Origin of the sequence: Pseudomonas sp. KD5, from assembly GCF_012932895.1 — a bacterium.
GTDB lineage: Bacteria > Pseudomonadota > Gammaproteobacteria > Pseudomonadales > Pseudomonadaceae > Aquipseudomonas.
Genome location: NZ_JDWJ01000008.1, coordinates 68006 through 82488 on the forward strand (window position 1 = coordinate 68006; position 14483 = coordinate 82488).

12 protein-coding genes are annotated in these 14483 nt (G+C 59.8%); 4 read left to right on the plus strand and 8 right to left on the minus strand.

Annotated elements, in window-relative coordinates:
* Positions 1-252: 252 nt before the first annotated feature.
* The 8 genes from AF70_RS18380 to AF70_RS18415 form a co-directional block, all read right to left on the minus strand.
* Positions 253-1668: a sigma-54-dependent Fis family transcriptional regulator gene (locus AF70_RS18380; protein ID WP_026331596.1), complete on the minus strand. Its 1416-nt coding sequence runs from the start codon at positions 1666-1668 to the stop codon at positions 253-255.
* A 44-nt stretch (positions 1669-1712) separates the two neighbouring features.
* A complete protein-coding gene (locus tag AF70_RS18385; protein ID WP_028940937.1) occupies positions 1713-3293 on the minus strand; it encodes an ABC transporter ATP-binding protein in 1581 nt (526 codons plus the stop codon).
* 14 nt (positions 3294-3307) lie between these two features.
* Positions 3308-4330: an ABC transporter permease gene (locus AF70_RS18390; RefSeq protein ID WP_028940936.1), complete on the minus strand. Its 1023-nt coding sequence runs from the start codon at positions 4328-4330 to the stop codon at positions 3308-3310.
* Positions 4330-5391, minus strand: coding sequence for a microcin C ABC transporter permease YejB (locus tag AF70_RS18395; RefSeq protein ID WP_028940935.1), 1062 nt, complete (start codon positions 5389-5391; stop codon positions 4330-4332). Before AF70_RS18395 ends, AF70_RS18390 begins: the two co-directional genes overlap by 1 nt.
* Complete coding sequence (locus AF70_RS18400; protein WP_028940934.1) at positions 5391-7259, minus strand: extracellular solute-binding protein; 1869 nt, start codon at positions 7257-7259, stop codon at positions 5391-5393. Before AF70_RS18400 ends, AF70_RS18395 begins: the two co-directional genes overlap by 1 nt.
* A gap of 135 nt (positions 7260-7394) precedes the next feature.
* Complete coding sequence (locus AF70_RS18405; protein WP_007933754.1) at positions 7395-7676, minus strand: peptidylprolyl isomerase; 282 nt, start codon at positions 7674-7676, stop codon at positions 7395-7397.
* Between the two features lie 95 nt (positions 7677-7771).
* On the minus strand, positions 7772-8653 hold the full coding sequence (locus AF70_RS18410) for a triacylglycerol lipase (protein ID WP_019578507.1): 882 nt from the start codon (positions 8651-8653) through the stop codon (positions 7772-7774).
* 276 nt (positions 8654-8929) lie between these two features.
* The gene (locus AF70_RS18415; RefSeq protein ID WP_028940933.1) at positions 8930-10018 is read right to left on the minus strand and encodes a 3-deoxy-7-phosphoheptulonate synthase; all 1089 of its coding nucleotides are present in this window, start codon (positions 10016-10018) and stop codon (positions 8930-8932) included.
* 645 nt (positions 10019-10663) lie between these two features.
* Between AF70_RS18415 and AF70_RS18420 the strand changes: the two genes are divergently transcribed.
* From AF70_RS18420 to uvrC, 4 genes are all read left to right on the plus strand, one after another.
* Positions 10664-11422 carry a carbon-nitrogen hydrolase family protein gene (locus tag AF70_RS18420; RefSeq protein WP_028940932.1) on the plus strand — a complete coding sequence of 253 codons (759 nt, stop codon included), beginning with the start codon at positions 10664-10666 and terminating at the stop codon, positions 11420-11422.
* A complete protein-coding gene (locus AF70_RS18425; protein ID WP_028940931.1) occupies positions 11423-11866 on the plus strand; it encodes a GNAT family N-acetyltransferase in 444 nt (147 codons plus the stop codon).
* A 127-nt stretch (positions 11867-11993) separates the two neighbouring features.
* Positions 11994-12635 (plus strand): UvrY/SirA/GacA family response regulator transcription factor, encoded by a 642-nt coding sequence (gene uvrY / locus AF70_RS18430; protein WP_008015884.1) that lies wholly within the window; start codon positions 11994-11996, stop codon positions 12633-12635.
* 2 nt (positions 12636-12637) lie between these two features.
* Positions 12638-14461 (plus strand): excinuclease ABC subunit UvrC, encoded by a 1824-nt coding sequence (gene uvrC, locus AF70_RS18435; RefSeq protein WP_007933764.1) that lies wholly within the window; start codon positions 12638-12640, stop codon positions 14459-14461.
* The last annotated feature ends 22 nt before the right edge of the window (positions 14462-14483 follow it).

Sequence of the window (14483 nt, forward strand, 5' to 3'; positions counted from 1 at the left end):
GAAGCTTGGTGGGAGGGCTATAGCGGGTTTCGTGCCAGATATCTAAGCTATTGAAATATAAGGAGATTATTTGTTTGTGAAGTGATTTTGGTGATTTTTGTCTCTGTATTGAGACTTTTGGCGATTGTGCTGACGCTTTCGCGGGCAAGCCTCGCTCCTGCGGGAGTGTGGTTATCTACGAAATTGCACGACCTGTAGGAGCGAGGCTTGCCCGCGAAGAGGCGCTGTCTACCCATGGAGATCAATGTCTCTTTATGGAGACTCAGCAATCCCCAGCGCCGCCATCTTCTTGTACAACGTCGACCGTCCCAGCCCCAACCGCGCCGCCGCTTCGATCACCTTCCCACCGCATTGCGCGAGGGTCGATTCAATCAACTGCCGATCAAACCGTTCACGAGCCTCACTGAAGGTTTCATGGGCAATCGGCTCAAGGGGCAGAGACGCCGCACGCTCCACCGGGGTAAAGCTGCCAATCGCCGCGCGGATATCCGCTGCGTTCAGCATCAAGTCATCACTGAGCAACGCCGCCCGCTCCAGCACGTTGCGCAGTTCACGAATGTTCCCCGGCCAGGCGTGTTGCCCCAACAATTCCAGGGCTTCGCGGTTCAATTCATGCTGACTGCGCAGTTCCTCAAGGATCGCTTCACTGAGGGCCGGCAGGTCGTCGAGGCGATCACGCAGGGGCGGGACCTGGATCGGCAGCACATTGAGGCGGTAATACAGATCGGCGCGAAACTCGCCGCGTTTGATCGCTGCTACCAGGTCGGTGGAGGTGGCGGCGATCACTCGCACATCACTCTGAATCACTTCGTTGGAACCTACCGGTTCGAATTCCTTCTCCTGCAACACCCGCAGCAACTTGCTTTGCAGCGGCAGCGGCATGTCGCCGATTTCGTCGAGAAACAGCGTGCCGCCCTGGGCGATTTGCAACTTGCCGGCGCGGCCCTTGCGATCGGCGCCGGTGAACGCGCCGGGCGCGGTGCCGAAGAACTCGGCTTCCAGCAGCGACTCGGGAATCGCTGCGCTGTTGATGCTGACGAAGGCTTTATGCGCCCGGGGCGATGCGCCGTGGATCGCCTGGGCCAGCAGTTCCTTGCCGGTGCCGGTTTCACCGAGCAACAACACCGGCGACTCTGCACTGGCGCTGCGTCGGGCGCGGCGTTTGACTTCGAGGCTGGCGGCGCTGGTGCCGATGAAGTGCGCGAAGTTGTACTTGGTCTGCCGTGCTCGCAGCAGCGAGCGGGTGGACGCCAGTTCTTCCTGCATGCTCAGGTAGCGCTTGAGCATTGGCGACAGGCTGCGCAATTCGTCGAACAGGGCAAAACCGATGGCGCCGATCACCGCGCCGGCATCGTCGTGAATCGGCAGGCGCATCACCACCAGCGGTTCCTTGGGGGTGTCTTGCATGTCCAGCAGGATCGGCCGTCCGGTGCGCACCACCTCACGCAACAGGCTGCCGGGGATCACGCTTTCACAGGCCCTGCCGATGGCACCTGCGGCCGACTCCAGGCCGAATCGCCGGGCATAGCGCTCGTTCATCCAGACGATGTTCGCATCGCGGTCGACAATCACCGTGCCTTCGCTCGATTGCTCGATGATCTCGAACAGCGAGCGGATCGCCAGGGTGCGAACGCGCTGGTAGTCCTTGAGGCTTTCGGTGGTGTTCATCGGGGTGTCCATTTTTGGAAATCAAGATCAAAAGATCGCAGGGATTATGCCAACCCCGGATGCGCCGCCGCCAACAGCTCCTTGGTATACGGATGCTGCGGCGATTCAAACACATCATGGCTGGCGCCGCTTTCCACCACTTTGCCGTCCTTGATCACGATCATGTCGTGGGCCAGGGCACGCACCACCGCCAGGTCGTGGCTGATGAACAGGTAGGTCAGGCCATATTTCTCCTGAAGCTGGCGGAGCAGGGCGACCACTTGTTTTTGCACTGTGCGATCGAGCGCCGAGGTCGGTTCGTCGAGCAGGATCAACGCCGGCTTCAGCACTAGCGCGCGGGCAATGGCAATGCGTTGGCGCTGCCCGCCGGAAAATTCGTGCGGGTAGCGATGACGGCTTTGCGGATCGAGGCCGACTTCTTCCAGCACCCGGATGACCTGGGCCTCGCATTGGGCAGGGGTGGACTGGCTATGGACCTCAAGGCCTTCACTGATGATCTGCGCCACGGACATTCGCGGGCTGAGGCTGCCGAAAGGATCCTGGAATACCACCTGCATCTTCTTGCGCCATGGCCGCAGTTGCTTTTGCGTCAGGCCATCCAGCGCCTGCCCCTGAAAGCGAATGCTGCCTTCGGAATCAAGCAAGCGCAGGATCGCCTGACCGAGCGTGGACTTGCCTGAACCGGACTCACCGACGATGCCCAGGGTCTTGCCGCGCTGAACGTTCAGGCTGATGCCGTCCACCGCTCGCAGGTACGTCTTACGCTGGAACAGCCCGCCACCGAGGGTGAACTGCACTTGCAGATTCTCCACTTCCAGCACGTTTTCACGCTCGTCCCGGGGCAGGGCTTCACCTTCCGGCTCGGCGTTCAGCAGCACGCAGCTGTAAGGGTGTTTCGGCTCGGTGAACAGCGTTTCGCAAGGTGCCTGCTCGACGATTTCCCCGGCGTGCATCACGCACACCCGCTGGGCCATGCTGCGCACCAGATTGAGGTCGTGGCTGATCAGTAGCAGCGACATGCCAAGCTGCTGTTGCAGGGATTTGAGCAGCCGCAGGATCTTGCGCTGCACCGTCACATCCAGCGCGGTGGTCGGTTCGTCGGCGATCAGCAATTCCGGTTCGCAGGCCAGGGCCATGGCGATCATCACCCGTTGTCGCTGGCCGCCGGACAGTTGATGAGGGTAGGCCTTGAGCCGCTCTTCGGGCTTCTGGATGCCCACCAGTTGCAGTAATTCTAGAATCCGCGCTTGCGCCGCTTTGCCACCCAGCCCTTTGTGCAGCAGCAGGGTTTCGCCGATCTGCTTCTCGATGCTGTGCAGCGGATTGAGGGAGGTCATCGGCTCCTGGAAGATTATCGCGATCCGGTTACCGCGCAGTTCGCGCAAGACGTTAGCGTCGGCGCCGATCAATTCCTGGCCGCGATAGCGAATGCTGCCGGTGGTTTGCGTACCGTTTTCGGGCAGCAGTTGCAGAATCGAGTGGGCGGTCACCGACTTGCCGGATCCGGACTCGCCGACCAGCGCCAGGCATTCGCCGGGGTGGATGTCCAGGCACAGGTTGCGCACCACGGTCTGGCCACTGAAGGCTACATTGAGGTCACGGATTTCGATCAGGTTGTCAGTCATTTCACCAGTCCGCTTCAAGAACGAGGGTCAAAGGCATCACGCAACGCCTCGCCAATGAACACCAGCAAAGAAAGAATCAGCGCCAGGGTGAAAAACGCCGTCAGCCCCAGCCACGGCGCTTGTAGGTTCTGCTTGCCTTGGCCAATCAATTCGCCCAGTGACGCACTGCCGGCCGGCATGCCGAAACCGAGGAAATCCAGCGCCGTGAGGGTGGAAATTGCCCCGGTCAGGATGAACGGCAGATAACTCAGGGTGGCGTTCATTGCGTTGGGCAGAATGTGTCGCACGATCACCTTGCGGTCGGTCAGGCCCAACGCACGGGCGGCTTTGACGTATTCCAGGTTACGCCCGCGCAGGAACTCGGCGCGCACTACGTCCACCAGGGCCAGCCAGGAAAACAGCGCCATGATCCCCAACAGCCACCAGAAATTCGGCTCGACGAAGCCCGACAGAATGATCAGCAGGTACAGCACCGGCAGCCCCGACCAGACTTCCTGCAAGCGCTGACCAAGCAGGTCGACCCAGCCGCCGTAATAGCCCTGCAATGCACCGGCGGCGATACCGATCAGGGCGCTGATAAACGTCAGCATCAGCGCAAACAGGATCGACACCCGTGCCCCGAAAATCACTCGCGCCAGCACGTCCCGGGCCTGATCGTCGGTGCCCAGCCAGTTGACCTTCGACGGCGGACTTGGCGCCGGTTGATTGAGATCGTAATTGGGAGTGTCGTCGCTGAACGGGATCGGCGCAAACAGCATCCAGCCGTCGCCCTTGTGAATCAGCTTCTGCACGTAATCGCTGCGGAAATCGGCCTGAAACGGCAACTGGCCGCCGAATTCTTGCTCGGTGTGGTGTTTGAACGCCGGGAAGTACAGCGAGCCCTGATAACTGACCACCAGCGGTTGGTCATTGGCGATCAGTTCGCCGCCCAGAGTCAGCAGGAACAAACCGACAAACAACCACAACGACCACCAGCCCCGGCGGTTTTTCTTGAAGCGTTCAAAACGGCGACGGCCCAGCGGCGAGAGTTTGAGCATCAGGCGTTCCTCGCGGCGAAGTCGATACGCGGATCGACCAGGGTGTAGCACAGGTCACCGATGATTTTCATCAGCAGGCCGAACAAGGTGAAGATGAACAGCGAACCGAATACCACCGGATAGTCCCGCGATACCGCCGCTTCGTAACTCATGCGACCCAGGCCATCGAGGGAGAAAATCACTTCGATCAGCAGCGAGCCGGCGAAGAAAACGCTGATAAAGGCCTGGGGAATTCCCGAGACCACCAGCAGCATGGCGTTGCGAAACACATGGCCGTAAAGCACCTGGCGTTCGCTCAAGCCCTTGGCTCGGGCGGTGACCACGTACTGGCGGGTGATTTCATTGAGGAAGGAATTTTTGGTGAGGATGGTCAGGGTCGCGAAGCCGCCGACCACCAACGCCGTTACTGGCAGTACCAGGTGCCAGAAGTAATCGGCGATCTTGCCCACCGTCGACAGCGACTCGAAGTTGTCCGAGACCAGGCCGCGCACCGGAAACCAGTTCAACGAGGTGCCGCCGGCGAAGACCACGATCAGGAACATCGCGAACAGGAACGCCGGCATCGCGTAACCGATGATGATCGCGGTGCTGCTCCAGATATCGAAATGGCTGCCGTGGTGCACGGCCTTGCGGATGCCCAGCGGAATCGACACCAGATAAGTGATCAACGTCGCCCAGAGCCCGAGGGAAATGGTCACCGGCATTTTATCCAGGATCAGGTCGGTGACCGTGGCACCGCGAAAAAAGCTCTTGCCGAAGTCGAGGTGGGCGTAGCTCTTGAGCATCAGCCACAAGCGTTCCGGCGCCGGCTTGTCGAAGCCGTATTGCTTTTCGATCTCCTTGATCAGCTGCGGATCGAGCCCGCGGCTGGCCCGAGAGCTGCCGTGCATGGTCTCACTGGAACCGCCGCCGACACTCGCGCCACCGATGCCTTGCAAGTGCGCGATGGCCTGTTCCACCGGGCCACCGGGTGCGGCCTGGACGATGGCGAAGTTGACCAGAAGAATGATCACTAAAGTCGGGATGATCAGCAGCAAGCGCCGCAGTACGTAAGCCCACATCAGTGCGACCCTCCGGATTTGCCGCGCTTGATGAGTTCGGCGGTCATCTGTTCGTTGGTCAGGGGTGTGGAGCTGACTTCCCACCAACTCTCGATGGCTTCGTCATTGCTTGCTTGTACAGAGGGAATGCCGAAGCGGTTCCACCACACGGTCGAACTGCCGGGCGGGTAATAGTTGGGAATCCAATAGAAGTTCCATTGCAGGACACGGTCCAGGGCATGGGCGTAGCGCAGCATGTCGGTTTGGGTGGTAGCGCGGACCAGGCCGTTGATCAACGTATCGACCGCCGGGTTCTTCAGCACCATGTAGTTGTTGGAGCCCGGATCGCTGGCCGCCGCCGAGCCAAAGTAGTTGTACAGCTCGTTACCCGGCGAGTTGGTGACCGGGTAGCCGGTGACGATCATGTCGTAGTCCCGGGACATCAGGCGGTTGACGTACTGGGAGGCGTCGATGCGACGAATGTTCAGGTCGATGCCGATTTGTTTCAGGGTGCGCTTGTAAGGCAGCAGCAATCGGTCCATGCCGTTCTGGCTGATCAGAAAGGTGAAGGCCAGCGGTTGGCCTTCGGCGTTGACCAGTTGATCGCCATCGGGTTTCCAGCCGGCCTGTTCGAGTAGGTCCAGGGCTTGCAACTGTTTGTCGCGAATCACGCCGCTGCCATCGGTTTTCGGTGCTTCGAAGACCTGAGTGAAGACTTCGTCAGGGATCTGCCCGCGAAGCGGTTCGAGAATCGCCCGCTCACCCGCGTCGGGCAGTTGTCGGGCGGCGAGGTCGGTGTTGGAAAAGAAGCTCTGCTGGCGGATGTACAGGTCGCGCATCATCTGCCGGTTGCTCCACTCGAAGTCCCAAAGCATGGCCAGCGCCTGGCGCACGCGGCGGTCCTGGAATATCGGGTTTTGCAGGTTGAACACAAAGCCTTGGGACGGTTGTGGTGCCTGCGTTGCCAGGTGGGCTTTTTGCAGACGACCGTCGCGCAAGGCCGGGCTCTCGTAGCCGATGGAGTAGGCGGTGGCGGAGAATTCGCGGTTGTAGTCGTAGGCGCCGCCACGCAGGACCTGACGGGCGACATCGGTGTCGCCGAAGTACTCGATGCTGAAATGATCGAAGTTGTAGAGGCCGCGGCTGACCGGTAAATCCCTGGCCCACCAGTCGGCGTTACGCTCGAAGGTGATGCTGCGCCCGGAGTCGACCTTGCTCACGCGGTACGGACCGCTGCCCAGCGGCGGCTCGTAACCGCCACCGTTGGCGAAGTCGCGGGTTTTCCACCAGTGTTCGGGAAGCACCGGCAAAGTGGCGATGTCGAGGGGCAGGGTGCGGTTCTCGTTGCTCTTGAAGTCGAACCGAATGGTTCGCGGCGATTCCACTTCGACGCCTTTGACGTCGGCGAATTGCGTGCGATAGCGCAGGCTGCCCTGGGTCATCAGCAGGTCGAAGGTGTAGCGCACGTCTTCGGCGGTGATCGGCTTGCCATCGGCGAAACGGGCCTTCGGGTTCAGGTAGAAACGCAGGGACAGTCCATCGTCGGAACGCTCCATCTGCTGCGCCACCAGGCCGTACACGGTGTAGGGTTCGTCCAGTGAGCGCACGGCCAGGGGCGAGTAGATCAAGCCATCGACTTGTGTGACGCCAATCCCTTTGTCGATGTACGGCAGGACGTGGTCGAAATGACCGATTTCCAGCGCCGAGCGACGCATCGTGCCGCCCTTGGGCGCTTGCGGGTTGGTGTAGTCGAAATGACTGAAACCGGCGGGATACTTCGCCGGTTCACCGTACACGGTCAACGCCTGTTGCGGTTCAGCGTTCACGCCGGCGGCGCCCAACAGCAGGGCCACGGCAGTGAACAGTAAGGAGGGGAAAGCCAGTCGCATTGTCAGCCTTAGAGCCGGGTGATCGATAAGCACAATTTGTACGCTAGCGGCGCGTCCCTCGCCAGCCGTATCACGTAACGAAAACACAACGGCCCACCAAAAGGCGGGCCGTTGTGGAGAAAACTCAGGGGTTGATCAGTCCTGACGGCTGGTCACTTCCAGCAGGTGGTAGCCGAACTGGGTCTTGACCGGGCCTTGCACCACGTTGATTGGCGCGCTGAAAACCACGGTGTCGAATTCCTTGACCATCTGGCCTGGACCGAACGAACCCAGGTCACCGCCCTGGCGGCTCGATGGGCAGCTGGAGTTGGCTTTGGCGACTTCGGCGAAATCGGCGCCGGCTTCGATCTGGGCCTTGAGTTCGTTGCACTTGGCTTCGCTGGAAACCAGGATGTGGCGGGCGGTGGCTTTGGCCATGGGAAAATACTCCATTCAATGTTCAGTAAAGTGCGGAGCCTACCGGATTCAGTGGGCTATTTCTTCTCAAAATACCGTCCAGATTAAGGCATTGTCTAAAGGCCGGCATTTTTCAAGCGTTCGGCATGCTGTACATACAGGTCGATCGGGTCGATGCCCTTGCGGACTTGACCGGTGGTCTGGCTGAGGCTGTCCAGATGATCCAGCGGATAGTCGGAACGGATCACTTTACCCAGATGGGAGCTGAACCGGCCAACCATGCCGTCATTCTGTTCGGCTTCGGTGGTGAAGTAGTGGGAGAACGCCCGCAGGAACCCGTGCAGCGGGTTGAGCGCGTAGAGCCCCTCGTCGAGGATGTTTCCCTGCAGGGTGCCGCTCCAGGAGTAGTAGCGTACGCCGTTCACCAGTTCGCGACCCTTGCCGCCCCAGGTCTTCGGTAACCCTTGAGGGTACTTGTCGTTGAAGGCACCGACGCCTTCGGTGGTCAGCGCGTTGAGTGCGGCGATCGCGCTCTGCGGCAGGTGCCGGTTGCCGCTGAGCAACGACAGGAAGTCGGCGAACAGGGTGGCCACCGCTCCGGCGACTTGTTCCGGCAGGCGCCCGGGCGTCAGCGCCTTGCGCAGGAAGTCGGCCAGTTCCGAGCCGTGGTTCGGCCCGCTGACCGATGTCACCGAAGCGACCACCTGTGGCGCCAGCGCCCCCGCATATCGTGCAGCCAGTGCGCCTTGGCTGTGACCGATCAGGTTGACTTTGCTTGCGCCGGTTCCTTGCAGAACCCGGTCGATCTGTACCAGCAGTTGTTCGCCACGGGTTTCATTGCTGTGGGTAGCCGACAGGTGCGGGATGAAAACCCTTGCACCGGCGCTTCTGAGGGCCTGTTTGACGTCATGGAACAGTTCGAGTTTGCCGATGCGATCGAAGCCGAAGAGCCCGTGGACCAGCAGGATCGGATAGTCAGTGGTTGCATTCCGTAGCATGTACATTTCCTTTTTCGCAGTAGGTCAGGTGTGTGCTCAAGGGGGCACTCTAAAGCACACCCACCGCTCGGCGATGTATGAAAAAGCCGCTGTAACCTGATGAAAACGGAATAGAAATGGTACGAAAACTCGAATGAGCGTGAGGTCTTGGTCGGAATATCCGGACATCTTTTTAACGATGGCCGAGATATTTCTTTCAATGACCTACCTCTGGTAGGTCATTTTTCCGTGTAAACCGACCCGATAGCCCTGCATCGCGGATCTCGGCGCCACAGCTTACTTTGGCTGTTGAGTGCTTCGTTGTGCACGAAGTCGCTCGGCGCCCTGCAACAACAATTGTTCCGTCCCGGTCCAGCCAAGGCAGCCATCCGTTACCGACACCCCGTACCGCAACGACGGGCTCAACGGTTGGCAGCCTTCGAACAGATGACTCTCAATCATCATGCCGACCAGCGAGCGATCACCTTGCAAGCGCTGTTCAAGCACGTCGTTGAACACGGCGGGCTGACGCAACGGATCTTTTGCGCTGTTGGCGTGGCTGCAGTCGACCATGATCCGCGCCGGAATCTTGAGTCTAGTCAAGTCGCTGTGCACTTTGGCGATGCTGTCGCGGTCGTAGTTCGGTCCGCGATGGCCGCCGCGCAATACCAGGTGAGTGTCGGGGTTGCCCGGCGTCTGGATAATCGCAGGATGGCCCTGGCTGTCGACACCGAAATGGCGGTGCGGATGAGCGGCCGAGCGCATGGCGTCGCTGGCGACAGCCACACCACCATCGGTGCCGTTCTTGAACCCTACCGGCATGCTCAGGCCACTGGCCATTTCCCGATGGATCTGCGATTCGGTGGTACGGGCGCCGATCGCGACCCAGCTCAGCAGGTCGTCAAAGTAACCGGCGGCCATCGGTTGCAGCAGCTCGGTGGCAACGGGCAGACCCAGTTGGAGCATTTCGCGCATCAATTCGCGGGACAGGGTCAAACCGCCCGCCATGTCATCGCTGCCATCCAGGTGCGGGTCGTAGGCCAGGCCTTTCCAGCCGACCGTGGTACGGGGTTTTTCGACGTAGGCGCGCATCACCAACAGCATCTCGTCGCTGACTTGTGCAGACAGACGGGCCAGGTTGGCGGCGTATTCGAGGGCGGAACGTGGGTCGTGAATCGAGCAGGGACCGACGATCACCAGCAGACGGGAGTCTTCACCGTTGAGGATCGCGCGGACAGCCTGGCGGTGGGCGGAGACTTGTTGGGTCAGCGCATTGCTGAGTGGCAGTTGCTGTTTGAGTTGCAATGAGCTGGGCAGACGCAAGGTCAGCGCTTCATTGGCAGGGCTCAAGGTGGACAGCGGCAGAGCAGAGACGGACGAGTTCATATTCGGGCTTCCTGGGCTGGCGGCGGGTTCGTCCCGCGCGCTCGGCCCTAGTGGGGTGTTCGACAATTGGCCGGATTGGCTGCGTGTGTGTGCTTGCCACCTGTGGGTGACCGATCGGAGGCGGCAGGCTGTCCCGAGCGGAAGCTGGTAAATCGCCAGGCGGTAAAAGTGTCGTAACGGTAATAAGTGGCGTAATTCATGTCGTAAATCCTCAAGTTGTCTGGTGTAACGCAAAAAATGTTCAGGGCTGAAAAAACAAAACCCCCGGTCGGGAGGCCGACCGGGGGTTGAGAATTCTCTGGTGGCGACCCGTTTAAAGTGGGCGCCGTGTGGGTATCAGGCGCGCCAGTGGCTAAACCAATACCCAAAATAAAAGCTGACCGAAGCACAAACGTCATTCACCCGGGCAGCCGCAACCGAGCGCGGGGCGCTGGCGGTACGAAGCTGTGAGAGGGCGTTGAACATGGTCTGTCTCCGATGAATGAGCCGAGCTTACTAGAGGCCGGTACGCGGATTCAATCAGAAAATGCTATCGAGCATCACAGGGCGTTTCTATCGGTTGGGTACGTCGGGAGTTGTGACACACTTTACGCAACGGGCGGCGTGTAACCGGCGCCCAAACCATCAACGTCACAAGGACGAACCATGACGACACTGACCATCGCCGCCGCTCAATCGATCTCCGTCGCTGGCGATCTTGCCGCCAATATTACCCGACACCTGCGCTTCATGCAGGTTGCCGCGGAGCAGGGCGTGCAATTGCTGGTGTTTCCAGAACTGTCGCTGACCGGATACGAGCGTGGTCTGGCAGCGGAGCTGGCCATCGCGCCAGGTGCCAGAGTGCTGCAACCTCTGCGCGATTTCGCGCGGGAGGTCGGTGTGACCAGTGTCGTCGGGATGCCGATTCGTCTGTCGGACGATTCGCCGGTGTTGATCGGTGCCCTGGTATTGGGGGCCGATGGTTCGCTCGATATCTACAGCAAGCAGCATTTGCACCCAGGGGAGGAGGTGGCATTTGCCCCGGGAACAGGCGGTTCGACGTTGAAGATCGGCACCGACACCGTCGCGTTGGCGGTATGCGCCGATTTTTCTCACGCCAGTCATGCAGCCGCCGCGGCACGGCAGGGCGCTGATCTTTATGCCGCGGGCGTGTTGATCACAGAAAGCGGCTACGCTCCAGATACCGCACTGTTGCAAGGTTATGCCCGCACCCACTCGATGGCGGTACTGATGGCCAACCATGGTGGCGCAACGGGTGGCTGGGAGTCGGCAGGGCGTAGTGCAATCTGGGCGTTGGACGGCTCGTTGGTTGCGGCGGCACCGGGGACGGGGAATCTCATGGTGGTTGCTCGTCGCAATGCTGACGGCTGGAAGGGGCAAATCGTGGCGGTCGCGGAGGCTTGAATGGGGTTTGAATTGCGCCCGGCAACGTCTCGTGACCTGGACTTCGCACGTGACCTGACTTGTCGAAATATGCTGCGCTACTACATTCAACATGAGCTGTTGTGGCAGGACGAGGCTTTCGATGTTGCTTGGGAGGGACGCGAAAACTGGCTGATTGTGCGTGATGACACACTGATGGGGTATGTCAGCCTGAGCCGTGACGCCAGCGCCTTGTATATCCGCGAATTGCATTTACTTGAAGCGTACCGGGGGCAGGGCGCCGGCTCCTGGGTGATCGATCAGGTATTCGCCATGGCCTGCAAGGAACGGCGCCCGGCATTGCGTCTGACCGTATTTGAAAATAATCCGGCAAAAATTCTTTACGAGAGAAAAGGACTGAAGGTGGTCGGCAAGGACCAGTGTTTCTTGAGAATGCAGCGTGATATCAATGGACTGCACCGCTGAAACACACTGCCAGCAAGCCTCGCCAGAAGAATTGACACTTTTTATATGCTGCTTTCCGCTAGGTCTGCCAGTCGCTTTTTGCTAAGGTGTCCGGCAACCCAATAAGACCAAATCGCGAGGTGTCTGCTTGATTAGGGTGCTAGTAGTCGATGACCATGATCTCGTTCGTACAGGCATTACACGAATGCTGGCTGACATCGATGGCCTGCAAGTAGTCGGTCAGGCCGAGTCGGGAGAGGAATCCCTGCTCAAAGCGCGTGAGTTGAAACCCGATGTGGTGCTGATGGACGTCAAGATGCCCGGGATCGGCGGTCTTGAAGCCACGCGCAAATTATTGCGCAGTCATCCCGACATCAAAGTCGTCGCGGTCACCGTGTGCGAAGAAGATCCGTTTCCAACCCGCCTGTTACAGGCAGGTGCCGCGGGCTACCTGACCAAGGGCGCCGGACTGCCGGAAATGGTCCAGGCCATTCGCCTGGTGTTTGCCGGGCAACGCTATATCAGCCCGCAAATTGCCCAGCAACTGGCAATCAAGTCGTTCCAGCCAACCAACGATTCGCCGTTCGACGCCTTGTCTGAGCGGGAAATCCAGATTGCGTTGATGATTGTCGGCTGTCAGAAGGTGCAGATCATCTCCGACAAACTGTGCCTGTCGCCAAAAACAGTGAATACCTACCGTTACCGTATTTTCGAAAAGCTTTCGATCAGCAGCGATGTCGAGTTGACGCTGTTGGCGGTTCGTCACGGCATGGTTGATGCCAGCCTCTGAAAATGACTGAAACCTTCGATCCAAGTGCTTTTCTGTCGACGGTCAGTGGGCGGCCGGGTGTCTATCGCATGTTCGACAGCGATGCCCGTCTGCTTTATGTCGGCAAAGCCAAGAATCTCAAGAAACGTTTGGCGAGCTACTTCCGCAAAACCGGTCTGGCTCCCAAGACCGCCGCGCTGGTAGGGCGTATCGCCCAGGTCGAAACCACCATCACGGCCAACGAAACCGAGGCCTTGCTGCTCGAGCAGACGCTGATCAAGGAATGGCGCCCGCCGTACAACATCCTGCTGCGCGACGACAAATCCTACCCTTATGTCTTTCTCTCGGATGGCCAGTTCCCGCGCTTGAGCATCCATCGCGGAGCGAAAAAGGCCAAGGGCAAATATTTTGGCCCTTACCCCAGCGCGGGAGCGATCCGCGAAAGCCTGAGCCTGCTGCAAAAGGCTTTTTTTGTTCGTCAGTGTGAAGACAGCTATTACAAGAACCGCACGCGACCTTGTCTGCAATACCAGATCAAGCGCTGCAAGGCGCCGTGTGTCGGCCTAGTGGAGCCTGAGGTGTATGCCGAAGATGTTCGCCACTCGGTGATGTTTCTTGAGGGGCGCAGCAATGCGTTGGCGGACGAGTTGTCCGCGGCCATGGAGGAAGCGGCGGTCAATCTGGAGTTCGAACGTGCCGCCGAATTGCGCGACCAGATTTCATTGCTGCGCCGGGTCCAGGACCAGCAAAGCATGGAAGGCGGGACGGGCGATGTCGATGTGATCGCAGCGTTCGTCAATCCGGGTGGCGCCTGTGTGCACTTGATCAGCGTACGCGGCGGCCGGGTGTTGGGGAGCAAGAACTTCTTCCCGCAGGTGGGTATTGAAGAAGACGTTTCCGAAGTCATGGCGGCGTTTCTCGGCCAGTACTTCATCAGCAGTCCCGAGCGCGACTTGCCGAGCGAGCTGATCGTCAACGTGGTTCACGAAGACTTTCCGACCCTGATTGCAGCCATTGAAGAGCTGCGCGGTCGTGAACTGACCATCAGTCATCGTGTACGGGGCACCCGAGCGCGCTGGCAGCAATTGGCGGTCACCAATGCCGAGCAGGCGCTGGGCGCACGTCTGGCGAACCGGCAACACGTCGCGGCACGTTTCGATGCTCTGGCCGAAGTGCTGAGCCTGGACGAGCCGCCGCAACGTCTCGAGTGCTACGACATCAGTCATTCCAGTGGCGAGGCCACCGTGGCGTCGTGCGTGGTGTTCGGCCCGGAAGGCCCGATCAAGTCCGACTACCGCCGCTACAACATCGAAGGCGTCACGCCAGGCGACGACTATGCCGCGATGCACCAGGCCCTGACCCGACGCTTCAGCAAGTTGAAGGACGGAGAGGGCAAACTGCCGGACATTCTGCTGGTCGACGGCGGTAAAGGTCAGCTGTCGATGGCCCGTGACGTGCTCAATGAGCTGGCCGTGCCCGACCTGATTCTGCTGGGCGTGGCCAAGGGGGCGACGCGCAAGGCCGGTTTCGAAACCTTGTACCTCAACGATGCGGCCCATGAATTCACCTTGCGCGGTGATTCCCCCGCGCTGCATTTGATCCAGCAGATCCGCGACGAAGCTCACCGTTTTGCCATCACCGGGCACCGTGCACGGCGTGGTAAAACCCGCCGCACCTCGACGCTTGAGGGGGTTGCCGGTGTAGGACCAACACGTCGACGGGATTTGTTGAAACATTTTGGTGGATTGCAGGAGCTGTCTCGTGCCAGCATCGAAGAGATCGCCAAAGCACCCGGGATCAGTAAAAAGCTCGCAGAGTTGATTTATGCAAATCTGCACAGCGAGTAGAATGCCCAACTCACCTCGTAGC

Excerpts from the sequence above, each read along its gene's own strand:
- AF70_RS18380 (WP_026331596.1), bottom strand. The coding sequence starts at position 1,668 with ATGAACACCACCGAAAGCCTCAAGGACTACCAGCGCGTTCGCACCCTG.
- AF70_RS18385 (WP_028940937.1), bottom strand. The coding sequence starts at position 3,293 with ATGACTGACAACCTGATCGAAATCCGTGACCTCAATGTAGCCTTCAGT.
- AF70_RS18390 (WP_028940936.1), bottom strand. The coding sequence starts at position 4,330 with ATGCTCAAACTCTCGCCGCTGGGCCGTCGCCGTTTTGAACGCTTCAAG.
- AF70_RS18395 (WP_028940935.1), bottom strand. The coding sequence starts at position 5,391 with ATGTGGGCTTACGTACTGCGGCGCTTGCTGCTGATCATCCCGACTTTA.
- AF70_RS18400 (WP_028940934.1), bottom strand. The coding sequence starts at position 7,259 with ATGCGACTGGCTTTCCCCTCCTTACTGTTCACTGCCGTGGCCCTGCTG.
- AF70_RS18405 (WP_007933754.1), bottom strand. The coding sequence starts at position 7,676 with ATGGCCAAAGCCACCGCCCGCCACATCCTGGTTTCCAGCGAAGCCAAG.
- AF70_RS18410 (WP_019578507.1), bottom strand. The coding sequence starts at position 8,653 with ATGCTACGGAATGCAACCACTGACTATCCGATCCTGCTGGTCCACGGG.
- AF70_RS18415 (WP_028940933.1), bottom strand. The coding sequence starts at position 10,018 with ATGAACTCGTCCGTCTCTGCTCTGCCGCTGTCCACCTTGAGCCCTGCC.
- AF70_RS18420 (WP_028940932.1), top strand. The coding sequence starts at position 10,664 with ATGACGACACTGACCATCGCCGCCGCTCAATCGATCTCCGTCGCTGGC.
- AF70_RS18425 (WP_028940931.1), top strand. The coding sequence starts at position 11,423 with ATGGGGTTTGAATTGCGCCCGGCAACGTCTCGTGACCTGGACTTCGCA.
- uvrC (WP_007933764.1), top strand. The coding sequence starts at position 12,638 with ATGACTGAAACCTTCGATCCAAGTGCTTTTCTGTCGACGGTCAGTGGG.